The organism is Enterobacter asburiae, assembly GCF_008080435.1.
Taxonomy (GTDB): Bacteria; Pseudomonadota; Gammaproteobacteria; order Enterobacterales; family Enterobacteriaceae; genus Enterobacter; species Enterobacter asburiae_C.
This window is the reverse complement of the sequence record NZ_VRKN01000002.1, coordinates 503,558-518,684: the sequence shown is the minus strand read 5'-3', so window position 1 is coordinate 518,684 and position 15,127 is coordinate 503,558. Positions and strand designations below refer to the sequence as shown.

Annotated in this window: 9 protein-coding genes; all 9 read left to right on the top strand. The window is 57.0% G+C overall.

Translation table 11 applies throughout. The features are described 5' to 3' along the window. Positions 1-248: 248 nt before the first annotated feature. The 9 genes from FU672_RS05495 to bamB all read left to right on the top strand — a co-directional run bounded on the left by FU672_RS05495 (position 249) and on the right by bamB (position 15,081). Positions 249-5,201 carry an alpha-2-macroglobulin family protein gene (locus FU672_RS05495; RefSeq protein ID WP_148242447.1) on the top strand — a complete coding sequence of 1,651 codons (4,953 nt, stop codon included), beginning with the start codon at positions 249-251 and terminating at the stop codon, positions 5,199-5,201. A 1-nt stretch (position 5,202) separates the two neighbouring features. Continuing rightward, complete coding sequence (gene pbpC / locus FU672_RS05490) at positions 5,203-7,527, top strand: peptidoglycan glycosyltransferase PbpC (RefSeq protein WP_148242446.1); 2,325 nt, start codon at positions 5,203-5,205, stop codon at positions 7,525-7,527. A gap of 156 nt (positions 7,528-7,683) precedes the next feature. Beyond that, on the top strand, positions 7,684-8,115 hold the full coding sequence (ndk, locus tag FU672_RS05485) for a nucleoside-diphosphate kinase (RefSeq protein ID WP_003860625.1): 432 nt from the start codon (positions 7,684-7,686) through the stop codon (positions 8,113-8,115). Between the two features lie 169 nt (positions 8,116-8,284). Then, positions 8,285-9,451 carry a dual-specificity RNA methyltransferase RlmN gene (gene rlmN, locus FU672_RS05480; protein WP_014171168.1) on the top strand — a complete coding sequence of 389 codons (1,167 nt, stop codon included), beginning with the start codon at positions 8,285-8,287 and terminating at the stop codon, positions 9,449-9,451. A gap of 293 nt (positions 9,452-9,744) precedes the next feature. After that, positions 9,745-10,758 carry a cytoskeleton protein RodZ gene (rodZ, locus tag FU672_RS05475; RefSeq protein WP_148242445.1) on the top strand — a complete coding sequence of 338 codons (1,014 nt, stop codon included), beginning with the start codon at positions 9,745-9,747 and terminating at the stop codon, positions 10,756-10,758. A 26-nt stretch (positions 10,759-10,784) separates the two neighbouring features. Next, entirely contained in the window at positions 10,785-11,903 is a 1,119-nt protein-coding gene (gene ispG / locus FU672_RS05470) for a flavodoxin-dependent (E)-4-hydroxy-3-methylbut-2-enyl-diphosphate synthase (RefSeq protein ID WP_023308814.1), read from the top strand. An 80-nt stretch (positions 11,904-11,983) separates the two neighbouring features. Beyond that, a complete protein-coding gene (gene hisS / locus FU672_RS05465) occupies positions 11,984-13,258 on the top strand; it encodes a histidine--tRNA ligase (protein ID WP_148242444.1) in 1,275 nt (424 codons plus the stop codon). Between the two features lie 13 nt (positions 13,259-13,271). Beyond that, on the top strand, positions 13,272-13,892 hold the full coding sequence (locus FU672_RS05460) for a YfgM family protein (RefSeq protein WP_148242443.1): 621 nt from the start codon (positions 13,272-13,274) through the stop codon (positions 13,890-13,892). 10 nt (positions 13,893-13,902) lie between these two features. Continuing rightward, positions 13,903-15,081, top strand: a complete 1,179-nt coding sequence (gene bamB / locus FU672_RS05455; RefSeq protein ID WP_148242442.1) for an outer membrane protein assembly factor BamB — start codon at positions 13,903-13,905, stop codon at positions 15,079-15,081. The last annotated feature ends 46 nt before the right edge of the window (positions 15,082-15,127 follow it).

Here is a 15,127-nt window from a genome sequence, read left to right as displayed (position 1 = left end):
CATGGTCATAAAACTAGCAGTCTTCAGGTACGCTTATCCAGCTATCTTATTGTTTTAAAAACAAATGACGTGAAAGGTAACATGTGACGTTATGTGCTGTGATCGCGCTTCCATCACGGCGTAGTGGCGTGATGCCATTCTGCGAGGCGCTTTCCAGATTCTAAAATTGGACTTTTTGAATTAATGAAACTTGCGGATAATACTTATCCGGACGACGACCAACAGGCTCCATGGGCCAGGGATAAAGGATGAAACCGTTTCGCTTAGCCGCGCTCTCTCTTGCGCTGCTTACCACGTTTACACTTGTCGGCTGTGATAACAGCGACGATAAATCTCAGGCTGCGGCTCCCGCGGCATCCACCGCATCAACACCGAAAGCCGCGGAAAAGCCCAATGCTGAAACGCTGGCTAAACTGGCCGCCCAGAGTCAGGGAAAAGCACTGACGTTGCTGGATACCTCAGAAGTTCAGCTCGACGGTGCCGCCACGCTGGTGCTGACCTTTTCTGTTCCGTTGAATCCCGATCAGGATTTCGCGAAAACAGTGCATGTTGTGGATAAGAAAAGCGGCAAGGTTGACGGGGCGTGGGAACTTGCGCCTAACCTGAAAGAGCTTCGCCTGCGCCATCTGGAGCCTAATCGCAACCTGGTCGTCACCGTTGAACGTGGCCTGCAGGCGCTGAACAAGGCGACGTTTGGCATTGATTATGAAAAAGCCCTGACCACCCGGGACATTGAACCGACTGTTGGTTTTGCCAGCCGCGGCTCGTTGCTGCCGGGCAAAGTGGTGGAAGGTCTGCCGGTGATGGCGCTCAACGTCAACAATGTTGATGTCAACTTTTACCGCGTGAAGCCTGAATCGCTGGCCTCCCTTGTCAGCCAGTGGGAGTACCGTAACTCGCTGACCAACTGGGAATCCGAGAACCTGCTGAAGATGGCGGAGCTGGTTTACACCGGTCGATTCGATCTTAATCCGGCGCGCAATACGCGCGAAAAATTGCTGTTACCCCTGAAGGATATTAAACCGCTCCAGCAGTCTGGCGTTTATATCGCGGTCATGAACCAGGCAGGGCACTACAACTACAGCAACGCCGCGACGCTCTTTACCTTAAGCGATATTGGGCTGTCCGCTCACCGTTATCACAACCGTCTGGACATCTTCACCCAGAGTCTGGAAAACGGTGCGGCGCAGTCCGGCGTGACCGTCACCCTGCTGAATGACAAAGGCCAGACTCTTGCCGAAGCAAACAGCGATGCCGACGGCCATGCGAAGCTTGAAACCGACAAAGAGGCCGCGCTGATCCTGGCCAGTAAAGATGGCCAGACTACGCTGCTTGACCTCAAGCTACCGGCCCTCGACCTGGCGGAGTTTGATATCGCGGGGAGTCCGGGCTACAGCAAGCAATTCTTCATGTTTGGTCCACGCGATCTCTACCGCCCGGGTGAAACGGTGATCCTCAACGGCTTACTGCGCGACAGTGACGGTAAGCCACTTCCGGATCAGCCCGTGAAGCTTGACGTGCTGCGTCCGGATGGACAGGTCGCGCGTACGATTGTCGTCAAGCCAGAGAACGGACTCTATCGCTTTAACTATCCGCTGGACAGCGGCGCACAGACCGGTATGTGGCATATCCGCGCCAACACGGGCGATAACCTTCAGCGCCTGTGGGACTTCCACGTCGAAGACTTCATGCCAGAGCGTATGGCGCTCAACCTGAGCGGACAAAAAACGCCGGTTTCACCGCAGGATAACGTCGACTTTAACGTGGTGGGCTATTACCTGTATGGCGCACCCGCCAACGGTAATTCTCTGCAGGGCCAGCTTTTCCTGCGTCCGCTGCGTGACGCGGTGGCTGCGCTGCCGGGCTTCCAGTTTGGCGATATCGCCGAGGAGAACCTGAGCCGCGGTCTGGATGAAGTACAGCTTACGCTGGACGAGCAGGGCCGTGGACAGGTCACCACTGAAAGCCAGTGGAAAGAGGTGCACTCTCCGCTGCAGCTGATCCTGCAGGCGAGCCTGCTGGAGTCCGGCGGTCGTCCGGTGACGCGTCGTGCTGAGCAGGCTATCTGGCCGGCGGCTGAGCTGCCGGGTATTCGCCCTCAGTTCGCCAGTAAAGCCGTTTACGACTACCGCACCGATACCACCGTCAACCAACCGATTGTTGACGAGAACGGCAACGCCAGCTTCGACATCGTTTATGCCGATGCCAGCGGAGCGAAAAAGGCCGTTTCCGGGTTACAGGTTCGTCTCATTCGCGAGCGTCGGGACTACTTCTGGAACTGGTCTGAGAGCGAAGGCTGGCAATCTCAGTTTGATCAGAAAGACCTGGTCGAAGGTGAGCAGGAACTGACTCTCAAAGCCGACGAGACGGGTAAAGTCACCTTCCCGGTGGAGTGGGGTTCATACCGTCTGGAGGTTAAAGCGCCTGATGAGATGGTCAGCAGCGTGCGCTTCTGGGCGGGGTATAGCTGGCAGGATAACAGCGACGGCACCGGAGCTGCGCGCCCTGACCGCGTGACGCTGAAACTGGATAAGCCAGCCTATCAGCCAGGCGATACCATCAACCTGCACATTGCGGCGCCGGCAGCAGGGAAGGGCTATGCGATGATCGAGTCCAGCGAAGGGCCGCTGTGGTGGAAAGAGATTGACGTACCGGCAAACGGGCTTGATCTCGCTATCCCGGTCGACAAAGCCTGGAAACGTCACGACCTCTACCTGAGTACGCTGGTGGTACGTCCCGGGGATAAATCCAAATCCGCCACGCCTAAACGCGCGGTCGGCCTGCTGCATTTGCCGATGGGCGACGAAAATCGCCGCCTGAATATTGCGCTGGATAACCCGCAGAAGATGCGTCCAAACCAGACGCTCTCGGTGAAGGTGAAAGCCAGTGTGAAAGAGGGGGCTGTGCCGCAGAAAGTGAACGTCCTGGTCTCGGCGGTGGACAGCGGCGTGCTGAACATTACCGATTACGTTACGCCAGATCCGTGGCAGGCTTTCTTCGGCCAGAAGCGTTACGGCGCGGATATCTACGATATCTACGGCCAGGTCATTGAAGGGCAGGGCCGCCTGGCCGCGCTGCGCTTTGGTGGTGACGGCGATGAGCTGAAGCGCGGCGGCAAACCGCCGGTGAACCACGTCACCATTATTGCCCAGCAGGCACAGCCGGTCACGCTGGATGCCAACGGAGAAGGCACGATTACGCTGCCGATTGGTGATTTCAACGGCGAACTGCGTCTGATGGCGCAGGCCTGGACGGAAGACGATTTTGGCAGCAGTGAAAGCAAGGTTGTGGTGGCCGCACCGGTTATTACCGAGCTTAACACGCCGCGCTTCCTGGCGAGCGGAGACACCTCGCGGCTGACGCTGGATCTCACCAACCTGACCGACAAGCCGCAAACGCTTAACGTCGCCCTGACCGCGACAGGCAAACTGTCGCTGGAAGGCGGGCAGCCGCAGCCGGTGCAACTGCCACCGGGCGCGCGGACTACCCTGTTTATTCCGGTGCGTGCGCTGGAAGGTTATGGTGACGGTGAGGTGACCGCACAGGTGACCGGTCTACAGCTTCCGGGCGAAACCTTCGCACCACAGCAGAAGAGCTGGAAAATCGGCGTGCGTCCGGCGTTCCCGGCGCAGACGGTAAACACTGGCGCGATGTTGAACCCGGGTGAGTCCTGGACCGCTCCGGCGCAGCATATCAACGGTTTCTCGCCTGCCACCCTGCAGGGGCAACTGCTGCTGAGCGGCAAGCCGCCATTGAACCTGGCGCGCTATATTCGCGAACTGCAGGCGTACCCATATGGCTGCCTGGAACAGACCACCAGTGGCCTGTTCCCGTCGCTCTACACCAACGCGGCGCAGCTTACTGCACTTGGCATCAAGGGCGACACCGATGACAAGCGCCGTGCAGCGATTGATATTGGCATCTCTCGTCTGTTGCAGATGCAGCGTGAAGACGGTGGTTTTGCGCTGTGGGATAAAAACGGTCCGGAAGAGTACTGGCTGACGGCCTACGTGACCGACTTCCTGGTGCGCGCGGGCGAGCAGGGTTACAGCGTACCTGCCGATGCAGTGAATAACGCCAATAACCGCCTGCTGCGCTATCTGCAGGATCCGGGCATGATGTCCATTCGCTATAGCGACGATACTCAGGCCAGCAAGTTCGCCGTGCAGGCCTATGCCGCACTGGTGCTGGCGCGTCAGCAAAAAGCGCCGCTGGGCGCGCTGCGTGAAATCTGGGATCGTCACGGGCAGGCGGCTTCCGGGCTGCCGCTGATGCAGCTGGGGATGGCGCTTAAACTGATGGGTGATGCCCCGCGCAGTCAGCAGGCGCTGGATCTGGCGCTCAAAACGTCGCGTAACGACAGCAAAACCTGGATGGCCGATTACGGCAGCCAGCTTCGCGATAACGCGCTGATGCTCTCTCTGCTGGAGGAGTATAAGCTGCTGCCGGATGCGCAAAATACGCTGCTGAATGCGCTGTCCGAACAGGCCTTCAGTCAGCGCTGGCTGTCAACGCAGGAGAGCAATGCGCTGTTCCTGGCGGGACGTTCGCTGCAAACCTTGTCTGGTACGTGGCAGGCGAAAACTTCTCTGTCTGAGAACGCATCAGGCGGAGATAAGTCACTGGTGCAAAACGTGAGCGGTGACCAGCTTGGTGCGCTGCAGGTGACTAATACCGGAACGACACCGCTGTGGGTCCGCCTGGACAGCACCGGTTATCCTGAAAATGCGCCTCAGCCAAGCTCGAACGTGCTGCAGGTTGAACGTCATATCCTGGCAACCGACGGCAGCAGTAAATCGCTCTCTTCGCTGAAGAGCGGCGAACTGGTGCTGGTGTGGCTGGAAGTTAAAGCCAGCCAGAACGTGCCGGATGCGCTGGTGGTGGATCTCCTCCCTGCGGGTCTGGAGCTGGAAAACCAGAACCTGGCGAGCAGCAGTGCCAGCCTGCAGGACAGCGGCAGTGAGGTACAGAACCTGCTCAGCCAGATGCAGCAGGCGGATATTCAGCATATGGAATTCCGCGACGACCGCTTTGTGGCTGCCGTGCCGGTAAACGAAGGTCAGCCGGTCACGCTGGTCTATCTGGCCCGTGCCGTGACGCCGGGAACCTATCAGGTGCCAGTGCCAATGGTGGAGTCGATGTATGTTCCGCAGTGGCGGGCAACGGGGGCGGCCAGCGGCCCGCTGATTGTTGTTCCATAATATGCGAATGGCACGTCTGACACGCTCCCGCTGGCTATGGCTGGCGGGAGCGCTTCTCGTTTTATGGGGGCTGATTGTCGTCGCCGACCGCCTGTGGCCGTTACCTCTGAAAGAGGTTAACCCCGCCCGGGTGGTGGTGGATGAGAAGGGCACGCCGCTCTGGCGTTTTGCCGATAGCGACGGTATCTGGCGCTACCCGGTTACGATTGAAGAGGTCTCTCCTCGTTATCTTGAGGCGCTGATCCAGTACGAAGATCGCTGGTTCTGGGATCACCCTGGCGTAAACCCGCTCTCGGTTCTGCGCGCCGCCTGGCAGGATCTCAGTTCTGGCAAAGTCGTTTCTGGCGGCAGTACGCTGACCATGCAGGTGGCACGCCTGCTGGACCCGCATCCGCGCACCTTTGGCGGCAAAGTTCGTCAGCTCTGGCGGGCGATGCAGCTGGAGTGGCACCTCTCTAAACGCGACATCCTGACGCTCTATCTCAACCGCGCCCCCTTTGGCGGCACGCTGCAGGGCGTCGGGGCTGCAAGCTGGACCTATCTTGGCAAACCGCCGTCGCAGCTCAGCTATTCCGAAGCGGCGCTGCTGGCGGTACTGCCGCAGGCACCCAGCCGCTTACGTCCGGACCGCTGGCCTGAACGGGCCGAAGCGGCGAGAAATAAAGTGCTCGACCGCATGGTCACGCAGGGCGTCTGGTCCACGAAGCAGGTCAAAGAGTCGCGGGAAGAATCGGTATGGCTGGCGCCCCGACAGATGCCACAGCTGGCACCGCTCTTTGCGCGCATGATGCTCGGCAAAAGCCGCGACACTAAAATAGTCACCACGCTGGATGCCGGGTTGCAGCGGCAGCTGGAAGAGCTGGCGATGAACTGGAAATCTCGTCTGCCGGCTCGCAGCTCGCTGGCGATGATCGTCGTGGATCACACCGATATGAAAGTGCGCGGCTGGGTCGGATCGGTGGATATTAACGATGACACGCGTTTTAGCCACGTGGATATGGTCAATGCGATCCGATCCCCGGGATCGGTGTTGAAGCCCTTTATCTACGGTATGGCGCTGGACGATGGCCTGATCCATCCCGCCTCGCTGCTGCAGGACGTTCCCCGAAAAACCGGTGATTATCGTCCAGGGAATTTTGACAGCGGGTTTCACGGACCGGTCAGCATGAGTGAAGCGCTGGTGCGCTCCCTCAACTTGCCCGCAGTGCAGGTACTAGAAGCCTATGGGCCAAAACGTTTTGCCGGGATGCTGAGCAATGCGGGCTTGCCGCTGATCCTGCCCGCGGGGGCGCAGCCGAATCTTTCTCTGATCCTCGGCGGGGCAGGCGCCCGGCTGGCCGATATCGCCGCGGCCTACAGCGCCTTTGCCCGACACGGTAAGGCGGGAAGGCTTCGGTTACAGCCGGGCGATCCGCTGATTGAACGTCCACTGGTATCGCAAGGCTCAGCGTGGATTATTCGCCGTATTCTGGCGAACGAGGCGCAGCCGCTCCCGGATAATGCGTTACCGCAAATCGCGCCGCTGGCGTGGAAAACAGGCACCAGCTACGGCTACCGTGATGCCTGGGCCATCGGTCTGAATGCCCGTTACGTGATTGGCATCTGGACCGGACGACCGGACGGCACGCCCGTGGCGGGGCAGTTTGGTTTCGCCAGCGCGGTTCCGCTATTAAACCAGGTGAATAACCTGCTTCAGTCACGCTCAACGGTGGACGAAGCCCGCCTGCCGCGCGATCCGCGTCCGGAAAGCGTCGGGCAGGGCGTGATCTGCTGGCCTGGCGGCCAGTCGCTGCCGGAAGGGAGTGAAAACTGTCGGCGTCGCCTGTCCACCTGGCTGCTTGAAGGAAGTGAACCGCCCACGCTGCTATTACCCGAACAGGAAGGCATACGCGGCATTCGTTTCCCGGTCTGGCTGGATAAAACGGGCAAACGTGTGGCGGCAGATTGCCCTGATGCAACGGAAAAAGTCCTTGATGTCTGGCCGCTGCCGCTGGAGCCGTGGCTGCCTGCGAGCGAGCGTCGCGCGGTACGGGTCCCTCCTTCATCAACAACCTGTCCTCCGCTGTCGCAGGACGCACCTGCGCCACTCATCCTGACCGGCGTGCGCGAGGGGGCCATCATCAAACGTCTGCCGGGGGAATCCCGCGTTTCGCTGCCGCTTCAGGCGACCGGCAACAGCGGTGAGCGCTGGTGGTTTTTGAACGGTGAACCGCTGAGTGTGAAGGGAAGAGTTTACACATTACAGCTCGATAAACCGGGCGATTATCAGTTACTCGTTATGGATGAGACCGGGCAGGTCGCGACGGTGAATTTTACGCTGCAGTGATCTGAAAACAGCTTTCAGATGTGAGCTGTTGCTAAAACTCGTCTTATTTTAAAAAAATGTTACCTGAATCCATAGGCAATGGCGCTATTGCTCATTATAATCCGCGCCACACCATACTCAGGTATGCAAAACAACAGAACATTGACAGAGGTTATCATGGCTATTGAACGTACTTTTTCCATCATCAAACCAAACGCGGTGGCAAAAAACGTTATTGGCAGCATCTTTGCTCGCTTTGAATCTGCAGGGTTCAAAATTGTTGGCACCAAAATGCTGCACCTGACCGTTGAGCAGGCTCGCGGTTTCTACGCTGAGCACGAAGGTCGCCCATTCTTTGACGGCCTGGTTGAGTTCATGACCTCCGGTCCAATCGTGGTATCCGTGCTGGAAGGTGAAAACGCAGTACAGCGTCACCGCGACCTGCTGGGTGCAACCAACCCGGACAACGCGCTGGCAGGGACTCTGCGCGCGGACTACGCTGACAGCTTCACCGAGAACGGCACCCACGGTTCTGACTCTGTTGAATCTGCTGCACGCGAAATCGCTTTCTTCTTCGCAGAAGGCGAAGTGTGTCCACGTACCCGTTAATTTAACGGTTTCGTTTACACATTATTTTCGTAAATGCCGCGTCCAGACGTGGCATCCCTGCGCCAGACTTTGTACAATGCAACGCCCCGGACGAGCAGACTGCTTTCCGGGGCGTTTCTATTCAACCCTCCATGGGCCATAACGTGTAACAACGAGGCCGGAAAATATTATGTCTGAATTAGTGAATACCTCCGAAGTCGCCATTCCTGCGGTTCCCAATAAAAATGGAAAAATCAACCTGCTGGATCTGAACCGTCAGCAGATGCGCGAGTTCTTTAAAGAGATGGGCGAAAAGCCGTTTCGTGCCGATCAGGTCATGAAGTGGATGTACCATTACTGCAGCGACAATTTTGATGACATGACTGACATCAACAAGGTCCTGCGCAACAAGCTCAAAGAAGTGGCTGAAATCCGCGCACCGGAAGTGGTGGAAGAGCAGCGCTCAGCGGATGGCACCATCAAATGGGCGATTGCGGTAGGCGATCAGCGCGTTGAAACCGTCTACATCCCGGAAGAAGACCGCGCCACGCTGTGTGTCTCCTCGCAGGTAGGCTGTGCGCTGGAGTGCAAATTCTGCTCAACCGCGCAGCAAGGCTTTAACCGTAACCTGCGCGTGTCAGAAATTATCGGCCAGGTCTGGCGTGCCGCGAAAATCGTGGGTGCGGCAAAAGTAACCGGTACACGTCCTATCACCAACGTGGTGATGATGGGGATGGGTGAGCCGCTGCTGAACCTGACCAACGTGGTTCCGGCGATGGAAATCATGCTGGATGACTTCGGTTTTGGTCTGTCCAAGCGTCGCGTCACGCTGTCTACCTCTGGCGTTGTGCCTGCGCTGGACAAACTTGGCGACATGATTGACGTTGCGCTGGCGATCTCCCTGCATGCACCAAACGACGAAATTCGTGACGAAATTGTGCCGATCAACAAAAAGTACAATATCGAAACCTTCCTCGCGGCGGTGCGTCGCTATCTGGAGAAATCCAACGCCAACCAGGGCCGCGTGACCATCGAGTACGTGATGCTTGACCATGTCAACGACGGTACTGAACATGCGCATCAGCTGGCTGAACTGCTGAAAGATACGCCGTGCAAAATCAACCTGATCCCATGGAACCCGTTCCCGGGCGCGCCGTATGGCCGTAGCTCGAACAGCCGTATCGACCGTTTCTCCAAGGTGCTGATGGAGTATGGTTTCACCACCATCGTGCGTAAAACCCGTGGTGATGACATTGATGCAGCGTGCGGACAGCTGGCAGGTGATGTTATTGACCGTACCAAACGTACCCTGCGTAAACGCATGCAGGGCGAGACGATCGCGGTTAAAGCTGTTTGATTATTATGCACTCGCGGCGCATTATCTGCGCCGTGAAGCATAACCTTACTGAATAATCAGTCAGATTCGTGATGACTGATCAATAATTACGGTGCGTTTCATTCGACTTTCGGGCAGTATGTAACGACGTAACAACAGTTTAGCCGTACGGGCAGGGCTGTACTGTCATCTCCGGGCTGACAGTCTTATACTCTCTGTTTAAGGTTAACTGACCAGAAGTTTCGCGGTGCGGGTAGCATTGTGACTCACCGGCACCTGAACCCTTATTTTTCACGTACCAGTAGTTGTAGCGAATGAATACTGAAGCCACTCACGACCAACATGAAGCACTCTCCACTGGCGTTCGTCTTCGCAACGCCCGTGAACAACTCGGACTCAGCCAGCAAGCCGTTGCGGAACGCTTGTGCCTGAAGGTTTCCACGGTTCGCGATATTGAAGAAGATAAGGCACCCGCCGATCTGGCTTCAACGTTCTTGCGCGGTTATATCCGCTCTTACGCAAAACTGGTGCATATCCCCGAAAACGAATTACTGCCAATGATGGAGAAGCAGGCCCCGGTCCGTGCAGCAAAAGTTGCGCCGATGCAGACCTTCTCCCTGGGGAAACGTCGTAAAAAACGTGATGGCTGGCTGATGAGCTTTACCTGGCTGGTGCTGTTTGTGGTGATCGGTCTGACCGGTGCATGGTGGTGGCAAAACCACAAGGCGCAGCAGGAAGAGATCACCACCATGGCCGATCAATCCTCCGCCGAACTCAACCAGGCCGGAAGCGATAACGGTCAGAATGTGCCGCTGAATACCGACGGCGCAGCTTCCTCCAGCGAGCCACAGACCGCAGCGCCAGACGCGTCGGCGACCGGTGCAGCACAGGCCCCGGCAGCAACGGCTAACACCGCTGCGCCGCAGGCTCAGGATCAAAACGCGGTTGTTGCCCCTTCTCAGGCCAATGTTGATACTGCGGCGAACGCGCCTGCGGCTACTCAGCCTGCAGACAATAGTGCAGCGTCTCTGCCAACCAGCCCGGCGGGTACGGCGACAGCAGCCGATCCCAACGCGCTGGTGATGAACTTCAGCGCCGACTGCTGGCTGGAAGTGACTGACGCGACAGGTAAAAAACTGTTCAGCGGCCTGCAGCGTAAAGATGGCACGTTAAACCTAACTGGCCAGGCTCCTTATAAACTTAAAATCGGCGCTCCGGCAGCGGTACAGATCCAGTATCAAGGAAAACCTGTCGACCTGAGCCGCTTTATCAGAACTAACCAGGTTGCGCGTCTTACCGTTAATGCCGAACAATCAGCAGCACAGTAACAGACGGGCAACGCGGGAGATTTTTCATGCATAACCAGGCTCCGATTCAACGTAGAAAATCGAAACGGATTTACGTTGGGAATGTGCCAATCGGCGATGGGGCACCTATCGCCGTTCAGTCGATGACCAACACGCGCACCACTGATGTGGAAGCGACGGTCAATCAAATCAAAGCATTAGAACGTGTAGGCGCGGACATTGTTCGCGTTTCCGTCCCAACCATGGATGCCGCCGAGGCGTTCAAGCTGATCAAACAGCAGGTCAGCGTTCCGCTGGTGGCTGATATCCACTTCGACTACCGCATCGCACTGAAAGTGGCCGAATACGGCGTCGATTGCCTGCGTATTAACCCAGGCAACATCGGAAACGAAGAGCGTATCCGCATGGTAGTGGACTGCGCCCGCGATAAAAATATTCCTATCCGTATCGGCGTTAACGCCGGTTCCCTGGAGAAAGATCTCCAGGAAAAATACGGCGAGCCTACGCCACAGGCGCTGCTCGAATCCGCGATGCGTCATGTCGATCATCTCGACCGTCTTAACTTTGATCAGTTCAAAGTCAGCGTAAAAGCGTCCGACGTGTTCCTTGCTGTAGAGTCTTATCGCCTGCTGGCAAAGCAGATCGACCAGCCTCTGCACCTCGGGATCACCGAAGCGGGTGGCCTGCGCAGCGGCTCTGTAAAATCCGCGATCGGTCTGGGGCTGCTGCTCTCAGAAGGGATCGGTGACACCCTGCGCGTCTCGCTGGCGGCCGATCCGGTCGAAGAGATCAAAGTCGGTTTCGATATTCTGAAATCACTGCGTATTCGCGCGCGTGGGATCAACTTCATTGCCTGCCCAACCTGCTCACGTCAGGAGTTTGATGTGATCGGGACGGTGAATGCCCTGGAGCAACGTCTGGAAGACATTATCACCCCGATGGACGTCTCCATCATCGGCTGCGTGGTGAACGGTCCGGGTGAAGCACTGGTGTCAACCCTGGGCGTAACCGGCGGTAACAAGAAAAGTGGTCTCTATGAAGATGGCGTTCGAAAAGATCGTCTGGATAATAGCGACATGATCGACCAGCTTGAAGCCCGCATCCGCGCCAAAGCCGCCATGATGGACGAAACACAGCGTATCAGCGTTCAGCAGGTTGAAAAATAACGTGATGGGAAGCGTGCCGCTTCCCATGTATGATTGAACCCATTCTTTGGGTTTTTTTTGTATATAGAAAGAGAATAAACGTGGCAAAAAACATTCAAGCCATCCGCGGCATGAACGATTATCTGCCTGGCGAAACCGCCATCTGGCAGCGCATTGAAGGCACACTGAAGCAGGTGCTCGGCAGCTACGGTTACAGCGAAATCCGTTTGCCGATTGTAGAGCAGACCCCGTTATTCAAACGCGCGATTGGTGAAGTCACCGACGTGGTTGAAAAAGAGATGTACACCTTTGAGGACCGCAACGGCGACAGCCTGACTCTGCGTCCGGAAGGTACGGCGGGCTGCGTACGCGCCGGCATCGAACATGGTCTTCTGTACAATCAGGAGCAGCGCCTGTGGTATATCGGCCCGATGTTCCGCCACGAACGTCCTCAGAAAGGTCGTTATCGCCAGTTCAATCAGCTGGGTGTGGAAGTCTTTGGTCTGCAGGGCCCGGACATCGACGCCGAACTGATTATGCTGACCGCCCGCTGGTGGCGCGCCCTCGGTATCGCCGATCACGTTTCCCTTGAGCTGAACTCTATCGGTTCTCTGGAAGCACGCGCTAACTACCGCGATGCGCTGGTAGCGTTCCTGGAACAGCATAAAGAGAAGCTGGACGAAGACTGCAAACGTCGCATGTACAGTAACCCGCTGCGCGTTCTGGATTCCAAAAACGCGGATGTTCAGGCACTGCTGAATGATGCGCCAGCGCTGGGTGACTACCTGGATGAAGAGTCTCGTGAACACTTCGCGGGTCTGTGCAAGCTGCTTGAAGCGGCAGGCATCGCCTATACCGTGAATCAGCGCCTGGTGCGCGGTCTGGACTACTACAACCGTACCGTGTTTGAGTGGGTAACCTCCAGCCTCGGCTCTCAGGGCACCGTATGTGCGGGCGGCCGTTATGACGGTCTGGTTGAGCAACTCGGTGGCCGTGCGGCGCCAGCTGTTGGCTTCGCGATGGGCCTTGAGCGACTTGTTTTGCTGGTTCAGGCAGTTAATCCGGAATTTAAAGCAGAATCCGTTGTCGATATATACCTGGTGGCCTCAGGTGCGGATACGCAGTCTGCGGCAATACAGCTTGCCGAACGCGTGCGCGATGCGCTGCCGGGCGTTAAGCTGATGACCAACCATGGCGGCGGCAACTTTAAAAAACAGTTTGCTCGTGCCGATAAGTGGGGCGCAAGTATTGCACTGGTGCTGGGTGAGTCCGAAGTGGCTAACGGCGAAGTGGTGGTGAAGGACCTGCGCTCTGGTGAGCAGACAACGGTAACGCAGGACAGCGTTGCGGCGCACTTGCGCACTCTATTGGGCTAAGGAGAAGGACTGCGTGGAAATTTACGAGAACGAACACGATCAGGTCGACGCGATTAAACGCTTCTTTGTTGAAAACGGCAAAGCGCTGGTTGTTGGGGTTATTTTAGGTGTCGGTGCGCTGATGGGCTGGCGTTACTGGAACAGTCATCAGGCGGATTCCGCGCGCGGCGCGTCACTGTCCTATGAAACTACCGTTAGCGCAATTCGTGCCGATCAGCCGCAAACGCTGACTGCGGCAGAAAAATTTGCGGCTGACAATAAAAACACCTACGGTGCACTGGCTGCGCTGGAAGTGGCTCAGCAGTACGTTGATAAGAACGAACTGGATAAAGCCGCTGCTCAGCTCTCTCAGAGCCTTGCTGCGGCCAGCGATGAGAACCTGAAAGCGGTGATCAATCTGCGCCTGGCACGTATTCAGGTTCAGCAGAAGAAAGCTGACGATGCGCTGAAAACGCTCGATACCATCAAAGGCGAAGGTTTTGCTGCCATCGTTGCCGATCTGCGCGGTGAAGCACTGCTGAGCAAAGGTGACAAAGCGGGCGCGCGTAAAGCGTGGCAAGCTGGCGTAGAGAGCAATGCCTCACCTGCGCTGAGCGAAATGATGCAGATGAAAATAAATAATTTGTCCGTCTGAGAGGGACCCGATGCAATTGCGTAAATTACTTCTGCCAGGACTGCTTTCTGTTACGTTATTGAGTGGTTGTTCACTGTTCAGTGGCGAAGAAGACGTTGTGAAAATGTCCCCACTGCCGACGGTTGAAAACCAGTTTACCCCATCCACCGCGTGGGATGTCTCCGTGGGCAATGGGATTGGTGATTTCTATTCCAACCTTCATCCGGCGTATGCAGACAGCGTTGTCTATGCCGCTGACCGCAAAGGTACCGTGAAAGCGGTGAACGCTGATGACGGGAAAGAAGTCTGGTCCGTTAACCTGGCGGAAAAAGACGGTTGGTTCTCCCGTAAACCTGCACTGCTGTCTGGCGGTCTGACCGTTGCCGGTGGTCATGTCTACGTGGGCAGCGAAAAAGCGCAGGTTTATGCGCTGAACAGCAGCGATGGCTCTATTGCCTGGCAAACAACCGTGGCGGGTGAATCCCTGTCTCGTCCGGTGGTGAGCGATGGCCTGGTACTGATTCATACCAGCAACGGCCAGCTGCAGGCGCTGAACGAAGCGGACGGTCTGGTGAAATGGACCGTTAACCTGGATATGCCTGCGCTCTCTCTGCGCGGCGAATCCGCGCCGGCTACCGCATTTGGTGCTGCCATTGTGGGCGGTGACAACGGTCGCGTGAGCGCAGTGATGATGCAGCAGGGCCAGATGATCTGGCAGCAGCGTATCTCTCAGGCCACTGGCTCAACGGAAATTGACCGTCTGAGCGACGTAGACACAACGCCGGTAATCGTTAACGGTGTGGTTTACGCGCTGGCTTATAACGGCAACCTGACCGCGCTGGATCTGCGCAGCGGCCAGATCATGTGGAAACGTGAGCTGGGCTCTGTGAATGATTTCATCGTTGAGGGTAACCGCATCTATATGGTCGATCAGAATGACCGTCTGCTGGCGCTGAGCACCGAAGGTGGCGTGACGCTGTGGACGCAAAGCGATCTGCTGCACCGTCTGCTGACCTCGCCAGCGCTGTACAACGGTAGCCTGGTGGTCGGTGACAGCGAAGGGTATATGCACTGGATCGATCCGGATAACGGTCGCTTTGTTGCGCAGCAAAAAGTCGACAGCTCCGGTTTCCTGACCGATCCGGTTGTGGCCGACGGCAAACTGCTGATTCAGGCAAAAGACGGCACGCTGTACGCGATCACGCGTTAATTACCCGGCGGTTGTAGTATACTAAACGGCTCCTGTTCACTCAGGA

Coding starts and splice junctions, on each gene's coding strand:
- pbpC (WP_148242446.1), top strand. CDS start 5,203: ATGCGAATGGCACGTCTGACACGCTCCCGCTGGCTATGGCTGGCGGGA.
- rlmN (WP_014171168.1), top strand. CDS start 8,285: ATGTCTGAATTAGTGAATACCTCCGAAGTCGCCATTCCTGCGGTTCCC.
- FU672_RS05495 (WP_148242447.1), top strand. CDS start 249: ATGAAACCGTTTCGCTTAGCCGCGCTCTCTCTTGCGCTGCTTACCACG.
- ispG (WP_023308814.1), top strand. CDS start 10,785: ATGCATAACCAGGCTCCGATTCAACGTAGAAAATCGAAACGGATTTAC.
- ndk (WP_003860625.1), top strand. CDS start 7,684: ATGGCTATTGAACGTACTTTTTCCATCATCAAACCAAACGCGGTGGCA.
- rodZ (WP_148242445.1), top strand. CDS start 9,745: ATGAATACTGAAGCCACTCACGACCAACATGAAGCACTCTCCACTGGC.
- bamB (WP_148242442.1), top strand. CDS start 13,903: ATGCAATTGCGTAAATTACTTCTGCCAGGACTGCTTTCTGTTACGTTA.